The sequence below is a fragment of the Roseibium sp. LAB1 genome, from assembly GCF_054658235.1.
This window is the reverse complement of the sequence record NZ_BAAGIB010000002.1, coordinates 1,045,276-1,066,366: the sequence shown is the minus strand read 5'-3', so window position 1 is coordinate 1,066,366 and position 21,091 is coordinate 1,045,276. Positions and strand designations below refer to the sequence as shown.

Sequence of the window (21,091 nt, the reverse complement as noted above, 5' to 3'; positions counted from 1 at the left end):
GGATGGCATGGTCCGGTTCCGGCACTATGGGCATTACCCTGCACATGGGTGCTCAATCGGCCCTTGCCAACCATACGATCGCCTGCAAAAGCCCTAGCTGGCCGAAAAGGCAGTGCGAAGCCGGGGGAAACTCAGATAATGAAATAGGAGGAACTCAGAGCACGAAATAAAGGTCGTCCGCGGCTTCCGACATCCAGTCCGTAGCCTGATCGAACGGCATCGGCCGCGCGATCAGATAACCCTGGATCGAGAAATCGCCCATCATCCGCAGGCGATCATATTGTTCCTCGGTTTCAACGCCTTCACAGACGATGCCGATATTGAGCGACCGTGCCAGGTGAATGAGCTGGTTGACGATCACTTCCTTTTTCGGGTCCTGCAGCATCTGGCGGGTAAACGACCGGTCGATCTTGAGCCCGTTGATCGGCAGGTCAGAGACATGGGACAGGGACGCGTAGCCGGTCCCGAAATCATCCAGTTCGATATGAACGCCAAGTTCGAACAGTTGCCTCAGGGCAACCAGGTGACCGGACCGGTTGTCGTTGAGGAAAACCGACTCCAGCACTTCGGCGGTAATTCTGTCCGGCCCGACATTGTGTTTTGCCATCGCCGCCTTGAAGTGCTCGAGCAACAGCCCGGACGACAGATGTGACGGCGAGACGTTCACGGACACGCGGCCGAAATCGAGGCCCAGGTCGATCCAGTGGCGTGCAGCGGCAAAGGCCTTGTCGAGGACGATTTCACCCAGGATCGGCGCGAGCCCGGATTTTTCCACGACGGGCAGAAAATCGGCAGGCGAAACCGTGCCGCGTTCCGGATGCTGCCAGCGCACCAGCGCCTCGATGCCGGTGACGGCCTGGGTGCGCAGATTGACCTGGGGCTGGAACACGAGGAAGAACTGGTCGTTCTTGACCGCGTCTTTCAGTTCCAGTTCGATCTGTGCTTCCGTCTCGCTGTCGGTGCGCATGTCCGGCCGGAAGTACGTGTAGCGATCCTTGCCGTTCTCCTTGGACTGGTAAAGGGCGAGGTCGGCATTGACCAGAAGCGTGTCGAAGTCGTCGCCGTCCTCCGGACACAGCGCCAGACCCATGCTCACGGTCGGCCAGAACCTGTTGCCGTTGAACTCCATCGGCATCCGCATGACCCGGCGAGCCCGTTCGCATAACTCGTTGGGGTCGGCCATACCGCTTTCCGCAAGGATGACGAACTCGTCGCCGCCCCAACGATAGGCAGTGCCCAGTCCGCGGCAGACTTCGCGCAAGCGGCGACCGGTTTCCTCCAGGCAGTGATCGCCCGCCTGGTGACCGAGCGTGTCGTTGACCCGCTTGAAGCCGTCCATGTCGACGTGAACGAGAAAAGCCGGTTTTTCGATCCGGGCGAAACGCTCCTTGGCATCGCGCTGACAGCCGGCGCGATTGGACAGTTTCGTCAGGGGGTCGAAATAGGCAAGACGTTCGGCGCGGATCTTGGCTTCGCGGGTTTCGTTTTCGCGCTGCACCCGTTCCGAAACATCGTTGGCAATGGCCACGAACAGATCGCGGTCCTGATCCCGAAGAAGCTGGACCCTCAGGTCTACCGGGTATTCGCTGCCGTCCTTGCGCCGGTGGACACTTTCGACCGACAGGTGGTCCCGATGACCATTCAGCAAAGGAGCGACATGGCGGCGGACCGTTTCCGGGTCGTAAACGGGGTCGATGTCGCCGATCTTCTGGAATTTGAGCTCTTCGATCGTGTAACCGAGATTGGTTAGGGCGCAGCGGTTTGCATATTCGATCTGGAAGGTCGCCGCGTCCAGGATGTAGATTTCATTCAGCGAGGACTCCAGAATATTGGCAAGCAGGAGGTTCTTGCGTTCCGCCAGACAGCGGTCGGTAATGTCATGAACGGTCCCGATTACCTTGGAGGCCTTGCCGTCCAGACCGGCAAGCACGTAACCGCGAACATGCAGATACTGGACGCTGCCGTCATCATGCACAAGCGAGTGTTCGGCATCAAATTCGCCGCAGGACTTCACCGCGGCATTTACCGCTGCCAGGGTTTTCCGGTGTTCTTCCTCGGGGATACGGGCAAACAGGTAGGGCTGGATCTCGGCTGCCGGAAGATCCGGCGGGATTCTCATGATCCGATAGTATTCTTCAGACCCCAGGATTTCGTTGGAAGCGATATCGCGTTCCCAGCTGCCCACATGCGCTATCCGCTGTGCTTCCACAAGCTGAAGTGAGCTGCTTTCCAGCTTAAGGGTATTATCCAGAACTTCCGCTTCAAGACGAGCGCGTGTCAGCTGCACGGAGGACTGCAGCCGGGACAACAGACGGAAGACCACCGTCCAGGCGAGCAGCGCCAGACCGATACCTGCCATCAGAGACAACAACGTTCCCTTGGCAAAGTCCCAGATGTTGTCCGTGATGTCCTTTACCAGCAGGAGCTTCACGTCGTTGTTCGGGGTTACGACCATAATTGGCAGATCGCGAACCATGAACACCTTGCTGTTCTGGAGGAAGAAGCTGTTGAAGCCGGCGAAGTGGCCGTTGGAGGCGATCTTGCTGAAGTCGAAGCCGGTCGGCGTCAGATTGCCCAGCACCTTATAGTGAACCGTGCTGGAATCACCTGCTTCCGCGACTTCGCAGGCCTTGACGATCTGGGCATTGACCGCGGAACTGGCCAGCGCGAGCGATTGTTCGATATTGATCGCGAGTTTCAGATACCCGATCCGGATGCCTTCGACGAGCCAGGGCTTGAGCACGCTGACGATGAATTCGTTGTTCGGGCCAAGTTCGATCGCATCGGCCTCGCGGAACCGGCTGGAATTCAGTTCGGACTGGAAGGCATCGGCATCCTGGCCCGGTGAGGCGTTGCTCTTCGCGCGATAGACGACCTGCTGGTCGGCGGAATAGATGGTCAGCTCCGCAATATTGAGGTCGGCGGCTTTTCCGGCAAAGACCCGGTCGGCAATGGCCTTGATGTTGGCCGTGTCCTTGTTGCGGATGGCTGTCTGCAAGGCCGCGTCCGCGCTGACGACACTCACCGCCTGGTCGAGCGTTTCTTCACCTAGCGTCCGTTGATGCATCAGCAGACGCTCGGTGGTCTGGACGATCAGATCCTGCGGCTCGCGCAGCGTACGGTACTCGGTAACGACGTTCTGAAGGGTAAGGACGGCGACCGTCAGGCAGAGAAATGACAGGAAAAGGGCCCGGAGCGGCTTTTCGAAACAGGTTTCGTCCTTGCACCAACGCGTGAGTATCCGGTCCAGAACGGCGCTCGGGTTTCGCCCACGCGCTTGCGTGCGCGATTCATCGTCGCGCAACTCCTTCCGTTGCCAAAACTCTTGCTTGCCCACGCGTAGCACCTGTTCCCCCGAACAGCCTCGGCTGCTCTTTGTTCGGCAAGGACAATCCACTCTTTGTTATGGCCACCGGGCACGGTGATTTTATGCAAATGATCCCTGCCAATTTTCTCAATAGGCTGTATTGGTTAAATTGTATTGAATGTGTTTCTTAAGGCCCATTAAGAAAAAACAACTGCAATGCCGAAAACTTGCTGTTTCACAATGGATTGTATTTGTTCGCGCTCTGATGAGCTGAAACAAGGCAAAATAGTTTGAGTGATGTTCGGGCGGCTCCATTGGGTATGGCGCCGGCAGAACCTGTCTGGTTGAAATCTCGTTGCTGACCGGCGCAATCTGCCCTGGGTAAAGGGCCGGTTTCCTCGGCGCTATGACGTTTCCGGTGGCCCTGCAAAGAATTCGATCAGGGCATCGAGCGTCTCCTGCGGGGCCTCTTCAGGCAGGAAGTGACCGCATGGAAGCGCCGCGCCGACGGCTTCCGGAGACCAGCCGCGCCAGACTTCAAGCGGATCGTCGACGCTTGTAGCGATGCCTTTGCTTCCCCACAGCGCGAGCAGGGGAACAAGGATTTTTTTGCCGGCGTCCACATCGGCGCGGTCGTGTTCGTAGTCGATCGTCGCGCCTGCGCGGTAGTCTTCACAGGTCGCCGACACCCGGTCCGGCTCGCAGAACCACTTGCGGTTATGCACCATGGCCTTCTTGGAAAAACATGACAGGTTCTTGGCTGTGGTCCAACTCGCCAGCGTGTGTTCGAGAAACCGTTTCGGTGCAGCGGAAATGAGTTTTTCCGGGAACGGCGCGGCCTGGGCCAGAAACATCCAGTGATAGATCTTCAGGCCGAACAGCCTGTCCATCCGGTCCCAGTAGTCGCATGTCGGCAGGATGTCGAGAACGGCAACCTTCAGAAGGGCTTCCGGATGATCGAGCGCCAGGCGATAGGCTACCCGGCCGCCGCGGTCATGCCCGGCCAGATAGAAAGTCGGGTGGCCGAGAGCCTTCATGAGTTCGACCATGGCCGAAGCCATGCTTCGCTTGGAATAAGCCGCATGGTCGTCCGAAAGCGGTGGCACGGAAGACCGGCCATAGCCCGGAAGATCAGGCGCTATGACCGTGAAGTGCTCGGCAAGCTGCGGCGCCACCTTGTGCCAGCAGACATGGGATTGGGGGTAGCCATGCAGCAAAAGCAGCGGCGGGCCGGACCCGCCGACCCGGCAGAACAACCGCACATCGCTGGCTTCGACGGTGATGCTGTCAAACCCCGGAAACAAATCCGGGAGGTCTTTTTTCACGTCTGTCTCCCCAATCAGCGCAGGGGGACAAGATTAGCTGTGGTTTCAAACGCCTGCCAAGTCCCGGAAACCAAATATGCTTCGATTTCCGGAGTTGCGATTTGCTCAGCCTTCGCTTTCCCGCGCAATGGCCCGCCAGCCGATGTCGCTGCGGCAGAAGCCTTCCGGCCAGTCGATGTCGCGGATCCTCTCATAGGCCCGCTGTTGAGCCTCTTGAACGGTGGCGCCGACAGCGGTCACGTTCAGAACACGTCCGCCATTGGCCAGGATTCGCGCGCCATCGCGTTTGGTGCCGGCGTGAAAAACGGCGACGTCGTCCGTTGCAGCCGTGTCGAGACCACGGATTTCCGTACCCTTGTCGTAGCTGCCCGGGTAACCTCTGGCGGCCATGACGACGGTCAGTGCCGCCTCGTCGCGCCAGTCGGCGGTGGTTTGGTCCAGCCGTCCCTCGACGCTGGCAAGCAACAGATCCAGGAGATCGCTCTTGAGGCGCATGACCAGGACCTGGCATTCCGGATCGCCGAAGCGGGTATTGTATTCAATCAGCTTCGGGCCGTTCTTGCCGATCATCAGACCCGCATAGAGCACTCCCTTGAAAGGGGTGCCGCGTTTGGCAAGCGTCGCAATGGTCGGCTCGATGATGGTGCGCATCACGTCGGCAATCAGTCCGTCTGTCAGGACGGGAGCCGGCGAATAGGCGCCCATGCCGCCGGTATTCGGCCCTTCATCGCCATCATAGGCGCGCTTGTGGTCCTGTGCGGTGGCAAGCGGCAAAGCGTGGGTCCCGTCAGACAACACGAAAAAGCTTGCTTCCTCGCCTTCCAGGAATTCCTCGATGACGACTTCGGCGCCAGCTGCTCCAAATGAACCTTCGAAACAGGCGGTGACCGCTTCCTCGGCGTCTTTCAGCGTCATGGCAACCACAACACCCTTGCCGGCGGCGAGCCCGTCCGCCTTGACGACAATCGGAGCACCCTGTTCGCGAACATAAGCGAGCGCGGCGTCAGCCGTGTCGAAGCGGCCATAGCCTGCCGTCGGAATGTTCGCTTCGTCGCACACGCCCTTGGTGAACGCCTTGGAACCTTCCAGCTGAGCAGCCGCTTTCGACGGGCCGAACGCTTTGATCCCGGCTTTTTCCAGGTCGTCGACCAGACCGGCCACAAGCGGTGCTTCAGGACCGACGACAACAAGATCGATTTCGTGGTCGCGACAGAAGCCGATAACTGCCTGATGATCTGCGGTGTCCAGATTGCAGAGCTCGGCCACCTCTGCAATGCCGGCATTGCCGGGTGCCGCATAGAGCTTGGTGAGCTTGGGAGATTTTGCCAGCGCCCAGGCAAGCGCGTGTTCGCGGCCGCCGGATCCGATCAGGAGAAGTTTCATAAACGGGCAGTCTCTTCGTGAAGGTTGAAGCAAGAGGGCCGTGACCTAACACGGAGGGCACCCCACCGCAATTGGCGGCGCACGCGATGGCTCATTTCTGCCGCTCAGCGCCCAACCGTAACGCGGCAATAAAGGATGTTGTCCTTCTTCAGGTCAGGCCCCCAGATGAGTTGCGCCGATGGAGCCCATTCGATGCGGTCATATCCGTCCTTGGGGCCGACCTCACGGGTTGTATGCACGGCAGCCTTCGGCCAGGAGCTGTCGTCGAAACCGGGGGCCGTCCAATCGTCCGGAACGGGTGTTCTCGTTGGCGCGCACACCGGCAGGGAAGGGTCCGGATCGCGTTCGCGTGCACATTCGGCGTCGGCCGGCGCGGATTGTACGGTCAGGCATTTCCAGTCCGGGCCGGTTGCCGTCAGCACCTTGCCACTCGACACGTCCTTGAACTGGGCGATCGCACCGCCGTCGCCCAGCTGCTGACGCCGTGTGCCGACATATTCAAGACCGGTTTCGTTTTCCATGAAATCGCGAAATTCGAATGCAAGGGTCATCGGAAAGTCGGAGCTGAATTCGAACCGCTCCGCATTGAACGACCGTTCTGTCTTGATGGAAACGCTGTCCTCCACAAGCGGAACACCGTTGACGAAGAGCCTGAACCAGTTGTCAACCCAGACCTCGCCAAGCACGGTGTGGGCGCCTGAACTCTCGATCCGGCTTTCGTGAAGGTCCGGGCCGCCGCCGCGAGGTGGTGGACCCTTGCCTCCTCCCGGTGGAGGCGGCGGCGGTTTCTGGGCGAAGGAAGCTGCCGGACCGCTTGCAAGTCCGATGAAGAGCATGAGGAGGACACCGGTTGCCGGCCGGGTTTTGATCGTCACGACGTATTCCTTTTCCCAACTGAGAGTTTCACGATAGCGTCTCTGCGACCTCTTGCGGGATGAAATTCCTGCCGAATACCGCTAAAAGGGCCAAAGAGGGGCGGAAGACGGGAGCGTTTCCGCCGGACAATCGACAGATGGACGGATCGAAAGTGTTTTCCACGAACGACACGGGGCCGGTTGCAGATGCGGTCAAGAAGCATTGGGTGGATACGCGGCTGCCCGCTGGCCTGCGCCCCTATGCCCGCCTTGCCCGCTGGGAACGCCCAATCGGCTGGTGGCTTCTGCTCTGGCCCTGTTTCTGGTCCGCGGCCCTGGCGGCGATTGCCGGTGGCAAGGCGTGGCCGGATCCTTGGCACATTGTTCTGTTTTTCATCGGTGCGGTTGCCATGCGCGGCGCGGGCTGCACCTATAACGACCTCGTCGACGTCGATATCGATTCAAAGGTCGAGCGGACCCGCTCCAGGCCGATCCCGGCAGGGCAGGTAACGAGGCTGCAGGCCAAGATCTTTCTGGTGGTGCAGGCCCTCATCGGGCTGGCTGTGCTGCTGCAGTTCAACACCTTCACCATCTGGCTGGGCATTGCCTCCCTTCTGCCGGTCGCGATCTATCCCTTCATGAAGCGCATCACCAACTGGCCGCAGCTGTTTCTGGGGTTCGCCTTTTCCTGGGGCGCGCTCATGGGGTGGGCGGCGGCCTTCGGCTCGTTGTCCTGGTCGCCGGTGTTTCTCTATGTCGGCGGTATCTGTTGGACGATCGGTTACGACACGATCTACGCCCATCAGGACAAGGAAGACGATGCTCTTGTCGGCGTTAAGTCCACCGCACGCCTTTTCGATGAGCACACCAAGCCGGCCCTGATCATGCTCTATAGCTGCGCAACCGCGCTGTTCTTTCTGGCCTCGATCTTTGCCGATGCCGGGCCGGCCGCCTTTGTCGGCATTCTGGCCGGCGTCATTCACCTGGGGTGGCAGATCGCCGTTCTGGATATTGACGACGGCGATCAGTGCCTGCAGCTGTTCCGTTCCAACGGGACCTACGGCTGGATCCTGTTCTTCGGCTTCCTCGCGGATGCGTTGATCGGGGCACTGTAACGAAAAAAGCCCCGCTCGGCGGGGCTTTTTATGCACGTCTCGGGCTCGCTTCAGGTGCGGGCGATTATCTCGCGCTCATTGGCGTGGATGGTTGCCGCAGGTTCACGCTTGCCGGGAAGACGGCGGTTCAGGAAGCGAGGGCGGCGGCCGGTCAGCAGGCGAAGTTTGCGCCGGGGCGCAGGCTTTGCCGCCGGAACGGCGCTGTAGGCTTCGATCGGCTTCACCTTGCCACCAAGATCGCACACCAGCATCGGCAGGTTGAACACCTGGGCCCAACGGCTCCACAGAACTGCGAGGTCGTCGGATTTCTCCGTCTCGGCCAGGGTGATCGACAGCGCGCTGTCGGGATGCTTCAGGATCAGGGCCGCCAGGATTTCACCCGGGGCTGCGCCGGGAACGATCCGGACCATGACACCGTCGAACCCTTGAGCGGGTACGACCACCGTCACCGGAACACCGGCAACACGCCGCTTGATGACCGCCCTGTCGCGATCCAGGAAAATTTCAGCTGGCAGGGAAGGTGCGCCCGGCCGGGTCTCGAGGCGCTGCTCGAAGTGGGCCGGCAAGCAACCGGGATGCGGCATCGCTTGTGCGCCGGCCCCGGTTGCTACCATTTCCTGTATTTCTGTTTGACGTCTCAAATGACTCTCCACCGGACCTTTAGGTCGGACCATTTTTGGTCTCTCGATGCATTCCAATCTACTGAAGAAGAGTCGTGAACCACTTAAGATACAGAGTTAAAAAAGTCTGATTTATAAGAGGGTTACTGGAATGTAATCAGGCAGGTAAGACCTTGTTCAGTTATGTGGCAAAATTGACTTGATGCAACCTTTGGATGAATTTGGCGCCTCGTCCCGATCTTGTCTATCCTGCGGTCATTATTGCGAAAATCCGTCATCAGGCTGCGGCAATGCAACCTCTTGCCGTGACCGGTGCTAAAACCCATTTCCAGCCGATCAGGGGAAAACCATGGCACTGGACGGCTCCCGGAAAGACCGGAATGCCCGCAAACGGCCCCGGCAGTTGCAGCGCAGCCGTGCGGGGCGTAAACAACTGCCGAACCAGAAGACGAGAGAGCGGACACGATGTCGGAACTGATTGATCAAAGCGAACTGCAATCCCGGGCAGCCCGTCTTGTAGAGGCCGCACGCAAGGCCGGAGCAGACGCCTGCGACGCGATTGCGGTTACCGGGGTCTCGCTCTCGGTCGATGTCCGTGAAGGCAAGGTAGAGGAAACGGAACGCGCGGAAGGTGACGACGTCACCCTCAGGGTGTTTGTCGGCAAACGTACCGCAGCCGTTTCTGCAAACCGGCTCGATGATCCGGCGAGCCTTGCCGAGCGCGCGGTAGCAATGGCAAAGGTCGCCCCGGAAGATCCCTATGCCGGCCTGGCCGACCAGGAACTTCTCGTGAAGGAGTTTCCGGAGCTTGAGCTTCTGGACACCAGGGAAATGACCGCCGAGGAGCTCACGCAGATTGCACTGGAAGCGGAAGCCGCCGGTCTGGACGTCGACGGTGTTACCAAGTCCGGTGGTGCGGGTGCCTCCTGGCGGCTTGCCGGGGTCGTTCTGGCAACCAGCCACGGTTTCGAAGGCTCCTATATTTCGTCCCGTTATGGCATGTCCATGACCGCTGTTGCAGGTGAGGGCACAGGCATGGAGCGGGACTATGATTTTGACAGCCGTACCTATTTCGAAGATCTGGAGGCCCCGGCGGAGATCGGCCGCAGGGCCGGCGAAAGAGCGGTGCGCCGTCTCAACCCGAACAAGCTTTCGACCCGCACCGCGAACGTCATTTATGAATCGCGCGCGGCCCGCAGCATCCTTGGACACCTTGTCGGGGCGATTAACGGGGCCGCGATTGCCCGCAAGACCAGCTTTCTGAAAGACCGGATGGGCGAGGCCGTCTTCGCACCGGGCATTCAGGTGGTGGACGATCCGTTCAAGCGCCGGGGCGCGGCGACACGTCCGTTTGATGGCGAAGGCACCCGCGCGGAGCGTCTTGATGTCATTGAAGACGGTATCCTGCGTCACTGGTTCCTGGATGGCGCCTCCGCACGTGAATTGGGGCTGACACCCAACGGCCGAGCCCACCGCAGCGGCAGCGGCACGTCACCGGGTGCAACAAACGTGACCCTGATGCCTGGTGAAAAGTCGCTGGAAGAGCTGATGGCGGAAGCCGGGCAGGGTCTGCTGGTGACCGACCTGATCGGCCACGGCGTCAATGGCCTCACCGGTGATTATTCCCGTGGTGCAGCCGGGTTCTGGTTCGAAAACGGCCAGATCGTCGAAGCTGTCAGCGAGATTACCATTGCCGGCAACCTGAAGGACATGTTCGCACGTCTTGTTCCCGGCAGCGATCTCGACAACCGTTACTCGGCTGCCACCCCCTCCGTGATGATCGAAGGAATGGCCCTTGCCGGAAGCTGACAGGGGAATGGATGAGGCAGGACTGGACGAGGCAGGGCGGGACGCGGACCTGCACCTGCTGGAAACGGCTGCGCGCCAGGCCGGCGATATCGCGCTGAGTTTCTTCGGCCAGGACCCGGAGACCTGGTACAAGGGCAAGGCGGGCATGTCGCCGGTGTCGGAGGCCGATCTCGCTGTGGATCGCTTCCTGGCGGATCATCTTCGGGCAGCACGCCCGGACTACGGCTGGCTGTCGGAAGAAACTGCTGATGACCGCAGCCGCCTCAATCATGACCGTGTCTTCATTGTCGATCCGATCGACGGCACGCGTGCCTTTTTGGCTGGCGGCGATGAATGGACCGTCGCGATTGCCGTGGTCGAGGCGGGCCGGCCTGTTGCCGCTTGCGTTTTCTGTCCGCGCCGGGACGAGATGTTCCTGGCCCGTACAGGTGGCGGAGCCTGGCTGAACGGTTCGCGATTGGCGGTTTCCGGCCAGACCAGTGTTTCCGGAGCAACCTTGACCGGGCCTCATTCCATCGTTGCCAATCAGGATGTGGTCGCTGCGGGATTTGTCGGCACGCAAATCCTGCGTTCTCTGGCCTATCGGCTGGCCGTCGTGGCGGCCGGACGGGTTGATGTGGGCGCCGCGCGAGGTGGCCCAAGCGATTGGGATCTTGCGGCGGCGGATCTTTTGGTGCAGGAAGCGGGCGGTATACTGACCGACCTGTCGGGTCGGAACCTGATCTATAACCGCGCCAAGACCGGCCACCCGGCCCTGATCGCAGCTCCCGTTGCGCTGATCGGGCCTGTGCGCGACGCGCTCGACGACCTGATCAGGTAGCACCCCGGTTGCAGCGACGAAAGCGAGGATATTCATGAGTGACACCGATACTCCGAAGCAGCTTCTTCATCTTGTGTTCGGCGGCGAGCTGGAAACTCCGGAAGGGCTGACGTTCCGCGACCTGGAAGATCTGGATATCGTCGGGATCTACCCGAATTATGCCGAAGCCTACAAAGTCTGGAAATCCAAGGCGCAGGCAACGGTCGACAACGCGCATATGCGCTACTTCATCGTTCACATGCATCGCTTGCTCGATCCGGAAACGGCTTCCTAAGCGGCGCAGCTTTCTCAGGCGACACCACCAAATGATAAAACGCCTTGGCCGCCAGCCCTGGGTTCTGGCCAGCATCGGCACCCTGATGGCCGCTTACCTGAAGCTGGTCCACCGTACCAACCGGTTCGTGATCGAGCCGGAGGGCGTGCACGAACGTTCCGAACAGGATCTGCCGGTGATCGTGGCCATGTGGCACGGCCAGCACTTCATGGTGCCCTTCGCCAAGCCGGCTCATTGGCCGGCCAAGGTGATGATTTCCAGGTCCGCCGACGGTGAGGTCAACGCGATTGCAGCACGCAAGCTCGGCCTGGGCCTGATCCGCGCCTCGGGCGGCAGGAACGCCCGCCAGATCAAGAAGCGCGGCGGCATGCGCGGCTTCATCGAGGCGCTTCGGGCGCTGAAAGAAGGCTATTCCATCGCCATGACGGCGGATGTGCCCAAGGGCCCGGCCCGCAAGTCCGGCGTCGGCATCGTTCAGCTTGCCAAGCATTCGGGCCGTCCCATCCTGCCGGTGGCGGTGGCAACAAGCCGCAGCATCGAACTCAATAGTTGGGACAAGGCCAGCGTGAACCTGCCGTTCGGCCGAGGCAGCATCGCGGTGAGCGACCTGATCTGGGTTCCCGCCGATGCGGACGACGACACGCTTGAGGACTATCGACTCAAGGTCGAAGATGGGCTCAACGTGGCGACGAAACGGGCTTACGAGCTGGTCGGAAGGGCGGATGGCTGACCGCCGACCCCTTGTTTTCAGTCTATACAGGGTCCTTGCCCGGGCCCTGACACCTCTGTTCAATCTGCTGTTCTGGCTGCGTAGCCGGTCCGGAAAGGAAGTTTCTGCCCGCAAGGGGGAACGTTTCGGACGAAGTGCAACACAACGCCCTGCCGGGAAGCTTGTCTGGATCCACGCGGCCAGTGTCGGCGAAACCGTGTCCGTGCTGCCCCTGGTCGATGAGCTGACGTCATCCGGACACAAGGTGCTCTTGACCACTGTCACCGTTACGGCGGCGGAACTGGCGCATGGCCGGTTGCCTGAGGGCGCAATCCACCAGTTCATGCCCTTCGATGCACCCGGACCGATTTCGCGGTTTCTGGAGCACTGGTCGCCCGATCTGGCGATGGTGGTTGAATCCGAAATTTGGCCCTGCCTGTTTGACGAAATGCGTGCGCGGCAAACACCCTTCGTGCTTCTCAACGGCCGCCTGTCGGACAGGTCCTTTAGAAGCTGGGCGCGGTTTCCTCGTGTTTCCGGATACCTGTTTCGCTGTCTTGATCTGGTTCTGGCGCAAAGTGCTGCCGACGGTGAGCGGTTCCGCCTTTTGGGATGCGGCAACGTGTCGACACCCGGCAACCTGAAATTCGACGCTCCGGATCCGGCCGTGGATGAAGACCAGGCAGCTGCCCTGGCGGCGCAGACAGGGCACCGACCAGTGTGGCTGGCGGCGCTGACACATCCGGGCGAGGACGAGATCGTGCTCGATGCCTTTGGCCGTCTGTGTGAAGAATTCCCGGATCTCTTGCTGGTTCTGGTTCCGCGCCATCCTGTCCGCACCGATGATATTGCCGCCTTGATCGAACAGCGGGGGCTGCGTGCGGTACGGCGCAGCCTTGATCAGGCAATTGAAACGGACACAGATGTCTATCTCGGTGATACACTGGGCGAGATGGGACTCTTTTACAGATTGGCTCCGGTGACGTTTCTGGGCGGTTCATTCAATGATGCGGGTGGTCATAACCCGGTAGAAGCTGCACTTTCCGGCTCGGCGCTGGTCACCGGGCCGCGCGTGGCAAACGCCCGGGCCGTTTACAAGGGTTTCTGGAGCCGGCGGGCGTCCCTGAAAGCTGATCTGCCGGAAAACCTGGCTGATTGCGTCGGCAGTCTGTTGCGAGACCCCGATAAAGCACGGGCGCAAGCCGAAAGAGCCAGAGCCCTGGTCGAGGCCGGTCGCGGTGCAATGGGGGAGACCCTGAAGGTGCTTCAGCCCCTGCTTGGGCAAGCCGGCACCGCTGCTGACGGGCCATTGCCGCGGGGCAACGCATGAAGACGGCGCCGGACTTCTGGTGGAAGCCGGGATCGACACTGGCAAGTTGGCTGCTGTCGCCGGCAGGCTGGATCTACGGCCTTGTGTCCGGGCGGCGCGTGTTGAAGAAGCCCAAGGCCAGAAGCCGTTTGCCTGTAATCTGCGTCGGCAATTTCGTGGTCGGCGGCACGGGCAAGACCCCTTTCGCCATCGAACTGTCCTACCGCCTGCAGGAAGACGGCCTGCGACCCGGTTTCCTGCTGCGCGGATATGGCGGCAAGGCGAAGGGGCCTCTTCTTGTCGATGCCGGCCTGCACGATGCCGACGTTGTCGGTGACGAGGCTTTGTTGCTGGCCCGCTACGGACCGACCGTGATCGCGGCCGACAGGCCCGCGGGGGCGCGGCTTGCCGAACAGCAGCCCATCGACGTGCTGCTGATGGATGACGGATTTCAGAACCCGGCACTTGCGAAGGATCTCAGCCTTGTGCTGGTCGATTGCAGCGTTGGGTTTGGCAATGGCAAGTGCCTGCCCGCGGGGCCCTTGCGAGCGCCCGCTGCAAAGCAGATCCTGAAGGCCGATTGCCTTGTTCTGGTAGGTGAAGGCGATGCGGCGGAAGAAGCGGTGCATCTGGCCGGACGCAAGGGATTGCCGATCCTGCACGCGCATGTGCGGCCCCAGGCCAACGACGGACTGGCCGGATGCAGGCTGTTTGCATTCGCGGGCATCGGCCGGCCGCAGAAATTCTTCGATACGCTGAAATCCCTCGGCTATGACGTGAAGAAGACGCGGGAGTTCCCCGATCACCATCTTTACACGCAAGCCGATGTACGCGCACTGCTGACCGAAGCCGAAGAGGCCGGTTACAAGCTGGTGACGACGTCCAAGGACATGGCAAGGCTGGAAACGACGACAGGCGAACTGTTCCACTGGATCGCTTCAAGCGCGGCCGTTCTGGAAGTTAGAATGGAAATCGACGACGAAGACAGGCTGGCAGGGCTCATCAAGGAGCGGCTTCGGCGACGGCAATTCGAAACTTGATGCTGCGTGGTCTTGCGTGAAACGGTTCAGCGCGTTTCCAGATACCGCTTCATGGATGCATTCGCATCGACATAAGCTTCCTGCCGCTCGACCGACCAGTATTTCAGCTCGTCCAGAGGGATCGCCGTTCCGGTTACCGCGCAACGCACGAAGGTCCCCGGTGTTTCCACCTGATAGTCTCCGTCCAGATAGCGGACGCGGGCTTCATTGGGGATACGCGGATTTTCGTAACGGTTCATGATCTGCAGTTTGGCTGTCGGTCTATCGGAAAGTCTGCTTAGCATTTATGGCAGACTGGCAGGTGAGGGCAAGTCAAAGCTGTGCCGGCGGTGAGCGGAGAGTGGGAAAACCGTTGCCGAATCCCTGTCTCTGTCACGCCGAAAATGGCCAATCGACGGGGCGATGGCTCTGCTTGGACGGGAAAACGATCGTTAGACCAAAGATACTGGCAAGTGGAATTCTCGGCTTATGGGATGATTTGCGCGCCAAAACGCTTATGTTGTGGGAAACCACCAAATTGCCCGGCCTGGCAGTGTGAGCCACAGCAGCCAGACGATCCGGGCGAAATCAGGACTTACAGATGACCCTTTCCACGACCGATCTCATCGAATCTTCCGGCCTGGGGCTCGAAACCGCAAGACGGATCACTCAAGACGCTTTGGAAGGAGCGGATGATGGCGAGCTTTTTGTCGAATATCGGCAAAGCGAGGGACTGGTTTTCGATAATGGTCGTTTGAAGGGCGCCAATTACGACACGGCCCAGGGCTTCGGCCTGAGAGCGGTTGCCGGTGAAGCTGCCGGATACGCCCATGCCGGCGATATCTCCGAAGGTGCGCTGAAACGCGCCGCCGAGGCGGTCAGCGCCGTCAAGAAGGGGTATTCGGGCAGCTATGCGGCAGCGCCTGCGCGCACCAACCAGACGCTTTATACGGATGCAAATCCGCTCGGCGGGCCGAGCTTTGAGGACAAGGTCAAGCTTCTGCAGGAAATCGATGCCTATGCGAGGGCGAAGGATCCGCGCGTGCGGCAGGTGTCCGCTTCTCTGGCGGGGTCCTGGCAGGTGGTCGAGATCCTGCGTGCCGACGGTCATCTGGTGCGTGATGTCCGCCCGATGGTGCGTCTCAGCATCTCCGTTGTCGCGGGCAATGACGAACGCCAGGAGAGTGGCTCTTTCGGTTGCGGTGGCCGGGAAGGCTTCGAGCGGTTCATCACCACGGAAAACTGGCAGGGCGGTGTCGACGAGGCGCTGCGTCAGGCGCTCGTCAATCTGGAGGCTGTTCCCGCTCCTGCAGGCACCTTCGATGTGGTGCTGGGGCCGGGCTGGCCGGGCATCCTGCTGCATGAAGCTGTCGGCCACGGCCTTGAGGGCGATTTCAACCGCAAGAAAACCTCCGCATTTGCCGGCTTGATGGGCCAGCGTGTTGCCTCGCCGGGCGTCACCATTGTTGATGACGGCACCATTTCCGATCGTCGCGGCTCGCTGACGGTGGACGACGAAGGCACGCCTTCCAGCCGGACGGTGCTGATCGAGGATGGCATTTTGAAGGGCTACATGCAGGACCGGCAGAATGCGCGGCTGATGGGTATGGAGCCGACTGGCAACGGCCGTCGCCAGTCCTACGCGCACATTCCGATGCCGCGCATGACCAACACGGTGATGATGGCGGGAGACAAGGACCCGGAAGAGATCCTGTCGTCGGTTAAGGACGGCATTTACGCCGTGTCCTTTGGTGGTGGCCAGGTCGACATCACTTCAGGAAAATTCGTGTTCTCCTGCACCGAGGCCTATCGTGTCCAGAACGGCAAGGTCGGCGCGCCGGTGAAAGGGGCAATGCTGATCGGCAACGGACCGGACGCGCTGACGCGTGTCTCCATGATCGGCAACGACATGAAACTGGACCCGGGCATGGGCACCTGCGGCAAGCAGGGGCAGGGCGTGCCTGTCGGCGTCGGCCAGCCGTCCATGCGCATCAACGCCATGACCATAGGCGGAACGGCAGTCTGACTAGGCTGCCGGTGGATCCATGCCTGAAATCAAATTCGTTATCTTCGATATGGATCTGGTGCTCTACGACTATGACCACCAGATCCGCCTGAAGCTGCTTGAAGAGCTGACGGGTCGGCCGGCTGCCGAAATCGACCAGTCGGTCTGGGGCGGCCCGCATGAAAATGCGGCCGAGGCGGGGGATCCTGCAACGGCCGAAGCCTATCTGGAGCAATTCGCACGGCTGCTCGAGTTTCCGATCGACTTCAAGACCTGGGCGGATGTGCGCCGGAAAATGATGCGCGCGCGGCCGGACGTTCTGGCGCTTGTCCAAGACTTGAAAGCCGCGGCAGATGTCGCCCTTCTCACCAACAACGGTATGCTGTTGAAAGAGGCCTTGCCTGTGTGCGCGCCGGAAACCATAGAGATATTCGGCGACAAGGCCCATGTCTCAGCGGAGTTTGGTGCTCGCAAGCCCGATCCGCTCGTCTATGAGCGCATCTGCAGCCGGTATGGCTATCGTCCCGAAGAAAGCGCGTTTGTCGATGATCGCGCTGAAAACGTCGAAGGGGCGCAAGGCGCCGGATTGACCGGCCATCACTACAAGACAGCGGAAGGCCTGGAAACGTTCCTGAGGACATTCCGGCTGATCTGAACCGGAAGGCAGTTTCCAGACCCCAGTGTGTTGAGCTCAGGGTTTCGGGTGAAAGTGCTTCTGAGGCAGCAGGTCTTCCGAGCTGAATGTCCCGTTTCCGGCAATGACCATTCCACGCGCAACGTTCAGGTTCCTGGCAACACCATTTCCCTTCAGCAGCCCGCCTCTCAGGTCCGGATCGTCTTCCTGGAAGGAGCTTCCGTCCGACAACGTGCAGCTATCGACGGTGATGTTACCGAGGATCTGGCTGCCGTCACCGAGGGTGCATGTGCCGTAGATGGCCGGATTGTTCAGAAAACGGCCGTGACTGCCGATCCGTATTTCCGCGCCGGTCCTGTTGGCCTTGGCCGAAAATCCGCCTTCACCGAACTGGTTGTTGCTGCCGATCTCGATGTTGCCGGTCACCGCTTCGAAATGGCTGCCGGAGTGCACAATATTGCCGTCGGCCAGGCGAATTTCAGAGCCAGCGCAGGTTTTCAGCGTGACACCCGGATAAAAAACATTGTTTTTCCCGACCGACACACCTGCCGATATCAGCGTGGAAAACGGATCCAGAACGTGATTGCCGTCCAGGGCTTCCATCATTTGAGACAGTGTCAGAAACCCGCAGGCGAGTCGTGCGGCATCGATGGAGGCTGACAGGTCGGGCATGCGTTGGTTGGGTCCATATTCGAGTGCAGGCAGAAAAATCCGGCCTTCGGACAGTACGCCGTCCTGAAAGCTTTTCCACCAGATGTCCGCAACGCTACGCAGCAAACATCCTGCTTGCAATCAGGTTGTGCAGATCTTGGCTATGGTGCTGTCCTTGGATTGAAAATAAAGCACTTTTTTCCTGCAGGCGCTGGATTTGAGTGAGGGATAGAGCATATTCTCTGATATCGTCATTGTGAGCCGAATTCGCCTGACCCAAGCGGGTGAAGTGGCGGGACCCGGCAGCAGAGGAGAAGGAATGGCAGCAGAAGGAGCCCCTCCGTTTTTTGCCGAGTCGATCGTGTTTCTGGCGGCAACGGTTGTCGCGGTTCCGATCGCCAAGAGGCTGGGGCTTGGATCCGTGGTCGGTTATCTCGCTGCCGGAGCGGTCATCGGTCCGCACGGCCTGCAGCTTCTCGGCTCGGGTGAAGATGTCCTTCATGTGGCCGAACTTGGTGTCGTCCTGCTGCTCTTTGTCATCGGTCTGGAACTGGATCCCCAGAAACTCTGGCGGATGAAACGCGACATCTTCGGCCTCGGAACGGCTCAGGTACTTCTCACCGGCGTGACGTTTCACGGTATCGGGCGGCTGGCCGGATATTCCTTCACGACGTCCTTGGTTGCCGGGTTCGGCCTTGCGCTCTCCTCGACAGCATTCGCGCTACAGATCCTGCAGGAACGTGGGCAACTTTCCTCCGCCTACGGCCAACGGGCGTTCGGCATCCTGTTGCTCCAGGATATTGCCATCGTGCCGCTTCTGGCGATGGTCGCCATCCTGGCGCCGGGCGAAGGCCCGGCCACCTACACCCAGATCCTGAGCGAGATCATGATCGTTCTGGGGGCGGTGGCCGCCGTTGTCCTGACTGGCCGATATCTTGTGTCGCCGATCTTTCTGCTTCTGGCGGCAAGCCGAGCGCGGGAAGTCATGCTGACAGCGGCTCTTCTGGTCGCGCTTGGCAGCGCCGGCATCATGCATGCGGTCGGCCTGTCCATGGCGCTCGGGGCCTTTCTGGCCGGTGTGCTTCTGGCCGAATCGAGTTTCCGGCACACGCTCGAAGCGGATATCGAACCGTTCCGGTCTCTGCTGATGGGGCTGTTCTTCGTTGCCGTCGGCATGTCGCTCGATGTCTATCTTGTGATGAGCCATTGGGAGATCCTGGCCCTCGGCGTTATCTGTGTCATGGGCGTGAAGGGCGTATTCCTCTGGGCTTTGTCGCGCAGCACCGGTTCGCCGAATTCCGACGCCCTGCGCATTGCCGTCACGCTGCCGCAGGGTGGTGAATTCGCCTTTGTTCTGTTTACCGCCGCCGTTGGCGAGCGCCTGTTGAGCTACCAGGCCGTGAACCAGTTGAACGCGATTGTGGTCTTGACCATGCTGCTGACGCCGGTTGCCTGTCTCGGGCTGGACCGGCTGGCTGCCAGGGTCAAGGCACGGGGTGTTGAAAATCCGTCCATCGAAACCTTCGAGGATGCGACGCCGACAGTGCTGGTGATCGGCTTCGGCCGTTTCGGCATGGTCGTTGCCCAGTTCCTGACGTCCGAAGGGCTGGAGATCACCGCGATCGACAACCGGCCGGACCGCATCGCCTATGCCCGCAAGCAGGGCTACAAGGTCTACTACGGCGATGCCACGCGGGCGGACGTGCTGGCGGCGGCAGGGGCCGGCAAGGCGACGCTGGTTGCCATGTGCATCGAGAACGACAAGGTGATGGGCAAGGCCATCGATCTCGTTCGCGAAGGCTTCCCCGATGCCCTGATCTTCTGCCGCGCAACGGATCGGGCGCATATGCTGGACCTCACCAAGCGAGGAGTCGATTTCCAGATTCGCGAGACATTCGAATCAAGCGTGGTCTTCGGCCGTGCCGCGCTGGAGGCGCTAGGTACTCCGCTCGACCGGATCGACCAGATCGAGGAGGATGTGCGCGACCGGGACGAGGAACGCCTTGCCCAGCAATTGCGCGAGGGCATGTTTGCCGGTGCGGACAAGCTGCACAAGGTCACGCCGCGCCGGACGGTTACGGCCGACACGCCGGATGCACCCGCCGCGGAATAGTCCGGCAAGGCCCACTCCGGGTCTCTGAAAACGAAAAAAGGCGCCGCTGGGGCGCCTTTCGTGTGTTTGCGGATATGTGTCCCGATCAGGGCAGGGCGTCGAAGCCGGACGAAAACCCGTTCAGGGAAATCGGGATGCCGATTCCTTCTTCCGGGGTCTGGAAGATGATGAAGGTGGCCTGAGAGCCGGCCTGCAGCTTGCTCAGCAGATCTTCTTCCAGAATAACCTCGGCGATACAGCCGTTTGGAAGGCAGCGCACGAAGCCGGCCCGGCCGATATCGGCGTTGTCGACCCTCAGGCCGAGGCCGGACGGCAACAGAACGCCAAGCGGCGCGAGAACCCGGAGAATGCGGGCTTGCTTGTCGGCGGTCTTCAGGATGATCACGGACAAGCCGACATTTTCCCGGTCGGCAGCGGTGACGTTCTGGATCAGCGCGCATTGTTCCCCGGTGGACCCGGGAGGCGTGTCGCAGCGCATTTGCCAGTCGCCGTGAGTCGAACGGACCTCACCTTGTGCCGCGGCGGGCAGATTTCCGTATGTCAACGAACTGAAGACGATCCCGGCAACGGCCGCGAGTTTGGAAAAAGACAGTCTGGAACGTCCGTTAGGGCGGGCAGCCAGTGACTGCGGCAATTGGGTTGACAAGAAATCCTCCAGTCAATCGTTGTCCGGTTCGCTTCTGGCCGGCCAGGCAAAACAATGCGGCCCGCTTGGCGAATCAAGGTGTAATTCCAGGCCAGACATTGCCGCATGACGGCGCATGTTTCCAGTCCGGCGGCTCAGGAAGCGCAGGATTAACCGCAATTCTTGTCGAAAATTCGTATGTCCTTGACCCGTGTCAAATGCCGGAGCGCTGCAGGCGGCTGTGAAAAGTTGGAAATTCCGTTGCAGCCCGGCGTTTCTTGTGGTTTTTGTGCGGCTCAAAGGTGTCGGTGGATTGATGCGGCACATCGCCGCTATGCCCGATGGTAGCCATCGCCCTTTATATGAGTTTGTGGTTATAGTCCGGTCAAACTCATGACCTTGTCCAATGCCAGGACGCAGCAGATTTGGCTTGCGCAGCGACGCCAAGCCCGCTACTGCCGCACCGGATTGGACCGGATCTGAGTCCGGAAATTTAGCATTTTCCGCCACTTCAGGCGG

Annotated in this window: 18 protein-coding genes; 10 read left to right on the top strand and 8 right to left on the bottom strand. The window is 60.5% G+C overall.

Going from position 1 to position 21,091, the window contains the following annotated elements:
- Nucleotides 1–154: 154 nt before the first annotated feature.
- The 4 genes from ACYQ54_RS14820 to ACYQ54_RS14805 all read right to left on the bottom strand — a co-directional run bounded on the left by ACYQ54_RS14820 (nucleotide 155) and on the right by ACYQ54_RS14805 (nucleotide 6,890).
- On the bottom strand, nucleotides 155–3,304 hold the full coding sequence (locus ACYQ54_RS14820; protein ID WP_460083556.1) for a putative bifunctional diguanylate cyclase/phosphodiesterase: 3,150 nt from the start codon (nucleotides 3,302–3,304) through the stop codon (nucleotides 155–157).
- A 407-nt stretch (nucleotides 3,305–3,711) separates the two neighbouring features.
- Nucleotides 3,712–4,632, bottom strand: a complete 921-nt coding sequence (locus ACYQ54_RS14815) for an alpha/beta fold hydrolase (RefSeq protein ID WP_460083554.1) — start codon at nucleotides 4,630–4,632, stop codon at nucleotides 3,712–3,714.
- A 105-nt stretch (nucleotides 4,633–4,737) separates the two neighbouring features.
- A complete protein-coding gene (purD, locus tag ACYQ54_RS14810) occupies nucleotides 4,738–6,015 on the bottom strand; it encodes a phosphoribosylamine--glycine ligase (RefSeq protein ID WP_460083552.1) in 1,278 nt (425 codons plus the stop codon).
- 104 nt (nucleotides 6,016–6,119) lie between these two features.
- Nucleotides 6,120–6,890 (bottom strand): PEBP family protein, encoded by a 771-nt coding sequence (locus tag ACYQ54_RS14805; protein WP_460083550.1) that lies wholly within the window; start codon nucleotides 6,888–6,890, stop codon nucleotides 6,120–6,122.
- Nucleotides 6,891–7,027: 137 nt separating this feature from the next.
- On the opposite strand from ACYQ54_RS14805, the gene ubiA reads away from it, so the two are divergent.
- On the top strand, nucleotides 7,028–7,984 hold the full coding sequence (gene ubiA, locus ACYQ54_RS14800) for a 4-hydroxybenzoate octaprenyltransferase (protein WP_460083548.1): 957 nt from the start codon (nucleotides 7,028–7,030) through the stop codon (nucleotides 7,982–7,984).
- A gap of 50 nt (nucleotides 7,985–8,034) precedes the next feature.
- Here ubiA and ACYQ54_RS14795 read toward each other — a convergent pair whose 3' ends face one another.
- Nucleotides 8,035–8,625, bottom strand: coding sequence for a DUF6101 family protein (locus ACYQ54_RS14795; protein WP_460083546.1), 591 nt, complete (start codon nucleotides 8,623–8,625; stop codon nucleotides 8,035–8,037).
- A gap of 444 nt (nucleotides 8,626–9,069) precedes the next feature.
- Between ACYQ54_RS14795 and ACYQ54_RS14790 the strand changes: the two genes are divergently transcribed.
- The 6 genes from ACYQ54_RS14790 to lpxK are packed head-to-tail and all read left to right on the top strand — an operon-like array spanning nucleotide 9,070 to nucleotide 14,565.
- A complete protein-coding gene (locus ACYQ54_RS14790) occupies nucleotides 9,070–10,413 on the top strand; it encodes a TldD/PmbA family protein (protein ID WP_460083544.1) in 1,344 nt (447 codons plus the stop codon).
- Nucleotides 10,400–11,233 (top strand): 3'(2'),5'-bisphosphate nucleotidase CysQ, encoded by an 834-nt coding sequence (locus ACYQ54_RS14785; RefSeq protein WP_460083542.1) that lies wholly within the window; start codon nucleotides 10,400–10,402, stop codon nucleotides 11,231–11,233. The genes ACYQ54_RS14790 and ACYQ54_RS14785 overlap by 14 nt, the downstream gene beginning before the upstream one ends.
- Nucleotides 11,234–11,267: 34 nt before the next feature.
- Nucleotides 11,268–11,507 carry a DUF4170 domain-containing protein gene (locus ACYQ54_RS14780; RefSeq protein WP_460083540.1) on the top strand — a complete coding sequence of 80 codons (240 nt, stop codon included), beginning with the start codon at nucleotides 11,268–11,270 and terminating at the stop codon, nucleotides 11,505–11,507.
- Between the two features lie 31 nt (nucleotides 11,508–11,538).
- On the top strand, nucleotides 11,539–12,237 hold the full coding sequence (locus ACYQ54_RS14775) for a lysophospholipid acyltransferase family protein (protein ID WP_460083539.1): 699 nt from the start codon (nucleotides 11,539–11,541) through the stop codon (nucleotides 12,235–12,237).
- Nucleotides 12,230–13,546 carry a 3-deoxy-D-manno-octulosonic acid transferase gene (locus ACYQ54_RS14770; protein ID WP_460083537.1) on the top strand — a complete coding sequence of 439 codons (1,317 nt, stop codon included), beginning with the start codon at nucleotides 12,230–12,232 and terminating at the stop codon, nucleotides 13,544–13,546. The genes ACYQ54_RS14775 and ACYQ54_RS14770 overlap by 8 nt, the downstream gene beginning before the upstream one ends.
- Nucleotides 13,543–14,565 carry a tetraacyldisaccharide 4'-kinase gene (lpxK, locus tag ACYQ54_RS14765; RefSeq protein ID WP_460083535.1) on the top strand — a complete coding sequence of 341 codons (1,023 nt, stop codon included), beginning with the start codon at nucleotides 13,543–13,545 and terminating at the stop codon, nucleotides 14,563–14,565. The genes ACYQ54_RS14770 and lpxK overlap by 4 nt, the downstream gene beginning before the upstream one ends.
- A 26-nt stretch (nucleotides 14,566–14,591) precedes the next feature.
- Here the strand turns inward: lpxK and ACYQ54_RS14760 are convergent, their stop codons facing one another.
- Nucleotides 14,592–14,804: a DUF2093 domain-containing protein gene (locus ACYQ54_RS14760; protein ID WP_023002031.1), complete on the bottom strand. Its 213-nt coding sequence runs from the start codon at nucleotides 14,802–14,804 to the stop codon at nucleotides 14,592–14,594.
- A gap of 341 nt (nucleotides 14,805–15,145) precedes the next feature.
- Here ACYQ54_RS14760 and tldD point away from each other — a divergent pair, with 341 nt between their 5' ends.
- Both tldD and ACYQ54_RS14750 read left to right on the top strand, forming a co-directional pair.
- Nucleotides 15,146–16,570 carry a metalloprotease TldD gene (gene tldD / locus ACYQ54_RS14755; protein WP_460083533.1) on the top strand — a complete coding sequence of 475 codons (1,425 nt, stop codon included), beginning with the start codon at nucleotides 15,146–15,148 and terminating at the stop codon, nucleotides 16,568–16,570.
- Between the two features lie 19 nt (nucleotides 16,571–16,589).
- A complete protein-coding gene (locus ACYQ54_RS14750) occupies nucleotides 16,590–17,204 on the top strand; it encodes an HAD family hydrolase (RefSeq protein ID WP_460083532.1) in 615 nt (204 codons plus the stop codon).
- Nucleotides 17,205–17,240: 36 nt separating this feature from the next.
- Here ACYQ54_RS14750 and ACYQ54_RS14745 read toward each other — a convergent pair whose 3' ends face one another.
- The gene (locus ACYQ54_RS14745; protein WP_460083530.1) at nucleotides 17,241–17,855 is read right to left on the bottom strand and encodes an AraC family transcriptional regulator; all 615 of its coding nucleotides are present in this window, start codon (nucleotides 17,853–17,855) and stop codon (nucleotides 17,241–17,243) included.
- A gap of 298 nt (nucleotides 17,856–18,153) precedes the next feature.
- Between ACYQ54_RS14745 and ACYQ54_RS14740 the strand changes: the two genes are divergently transcribed.
- Nucleotides 18,154–19,947, top strand: a complete 1,794-nt coding sequence (locus tag ACYQ54_RS14740; protein ID WP_460083528.1) for a monovalent cation:proton antiporter-2 (CPA2) family protein — start codon at nucleotides 18,154–18,156, stop codon at nucleotides 19,945–19,947.
- Nucleotides 19,948–20,032: 85 nt separating this feature from the next.
- Here ACYQ54_RS14740 and ACYQ54_RS14735 read toward each other — a convergent pair whose 3' ends face one another.
- On the bottom strand, nucleotides 20,033–20,506 hold the full coding sequence (locus ACYQ54_RS14735) for an invasion associated locus B family protein (RefSeq protein ID WP_460084818.1): 474 nt from the start codon (nucleotides 20,504–20,506) through the stop codon (nucleotides 20,033–20,035).
- Between the last annotated feature and the right edge of the window lie 585 nt (nucleotides 20,507–21,091).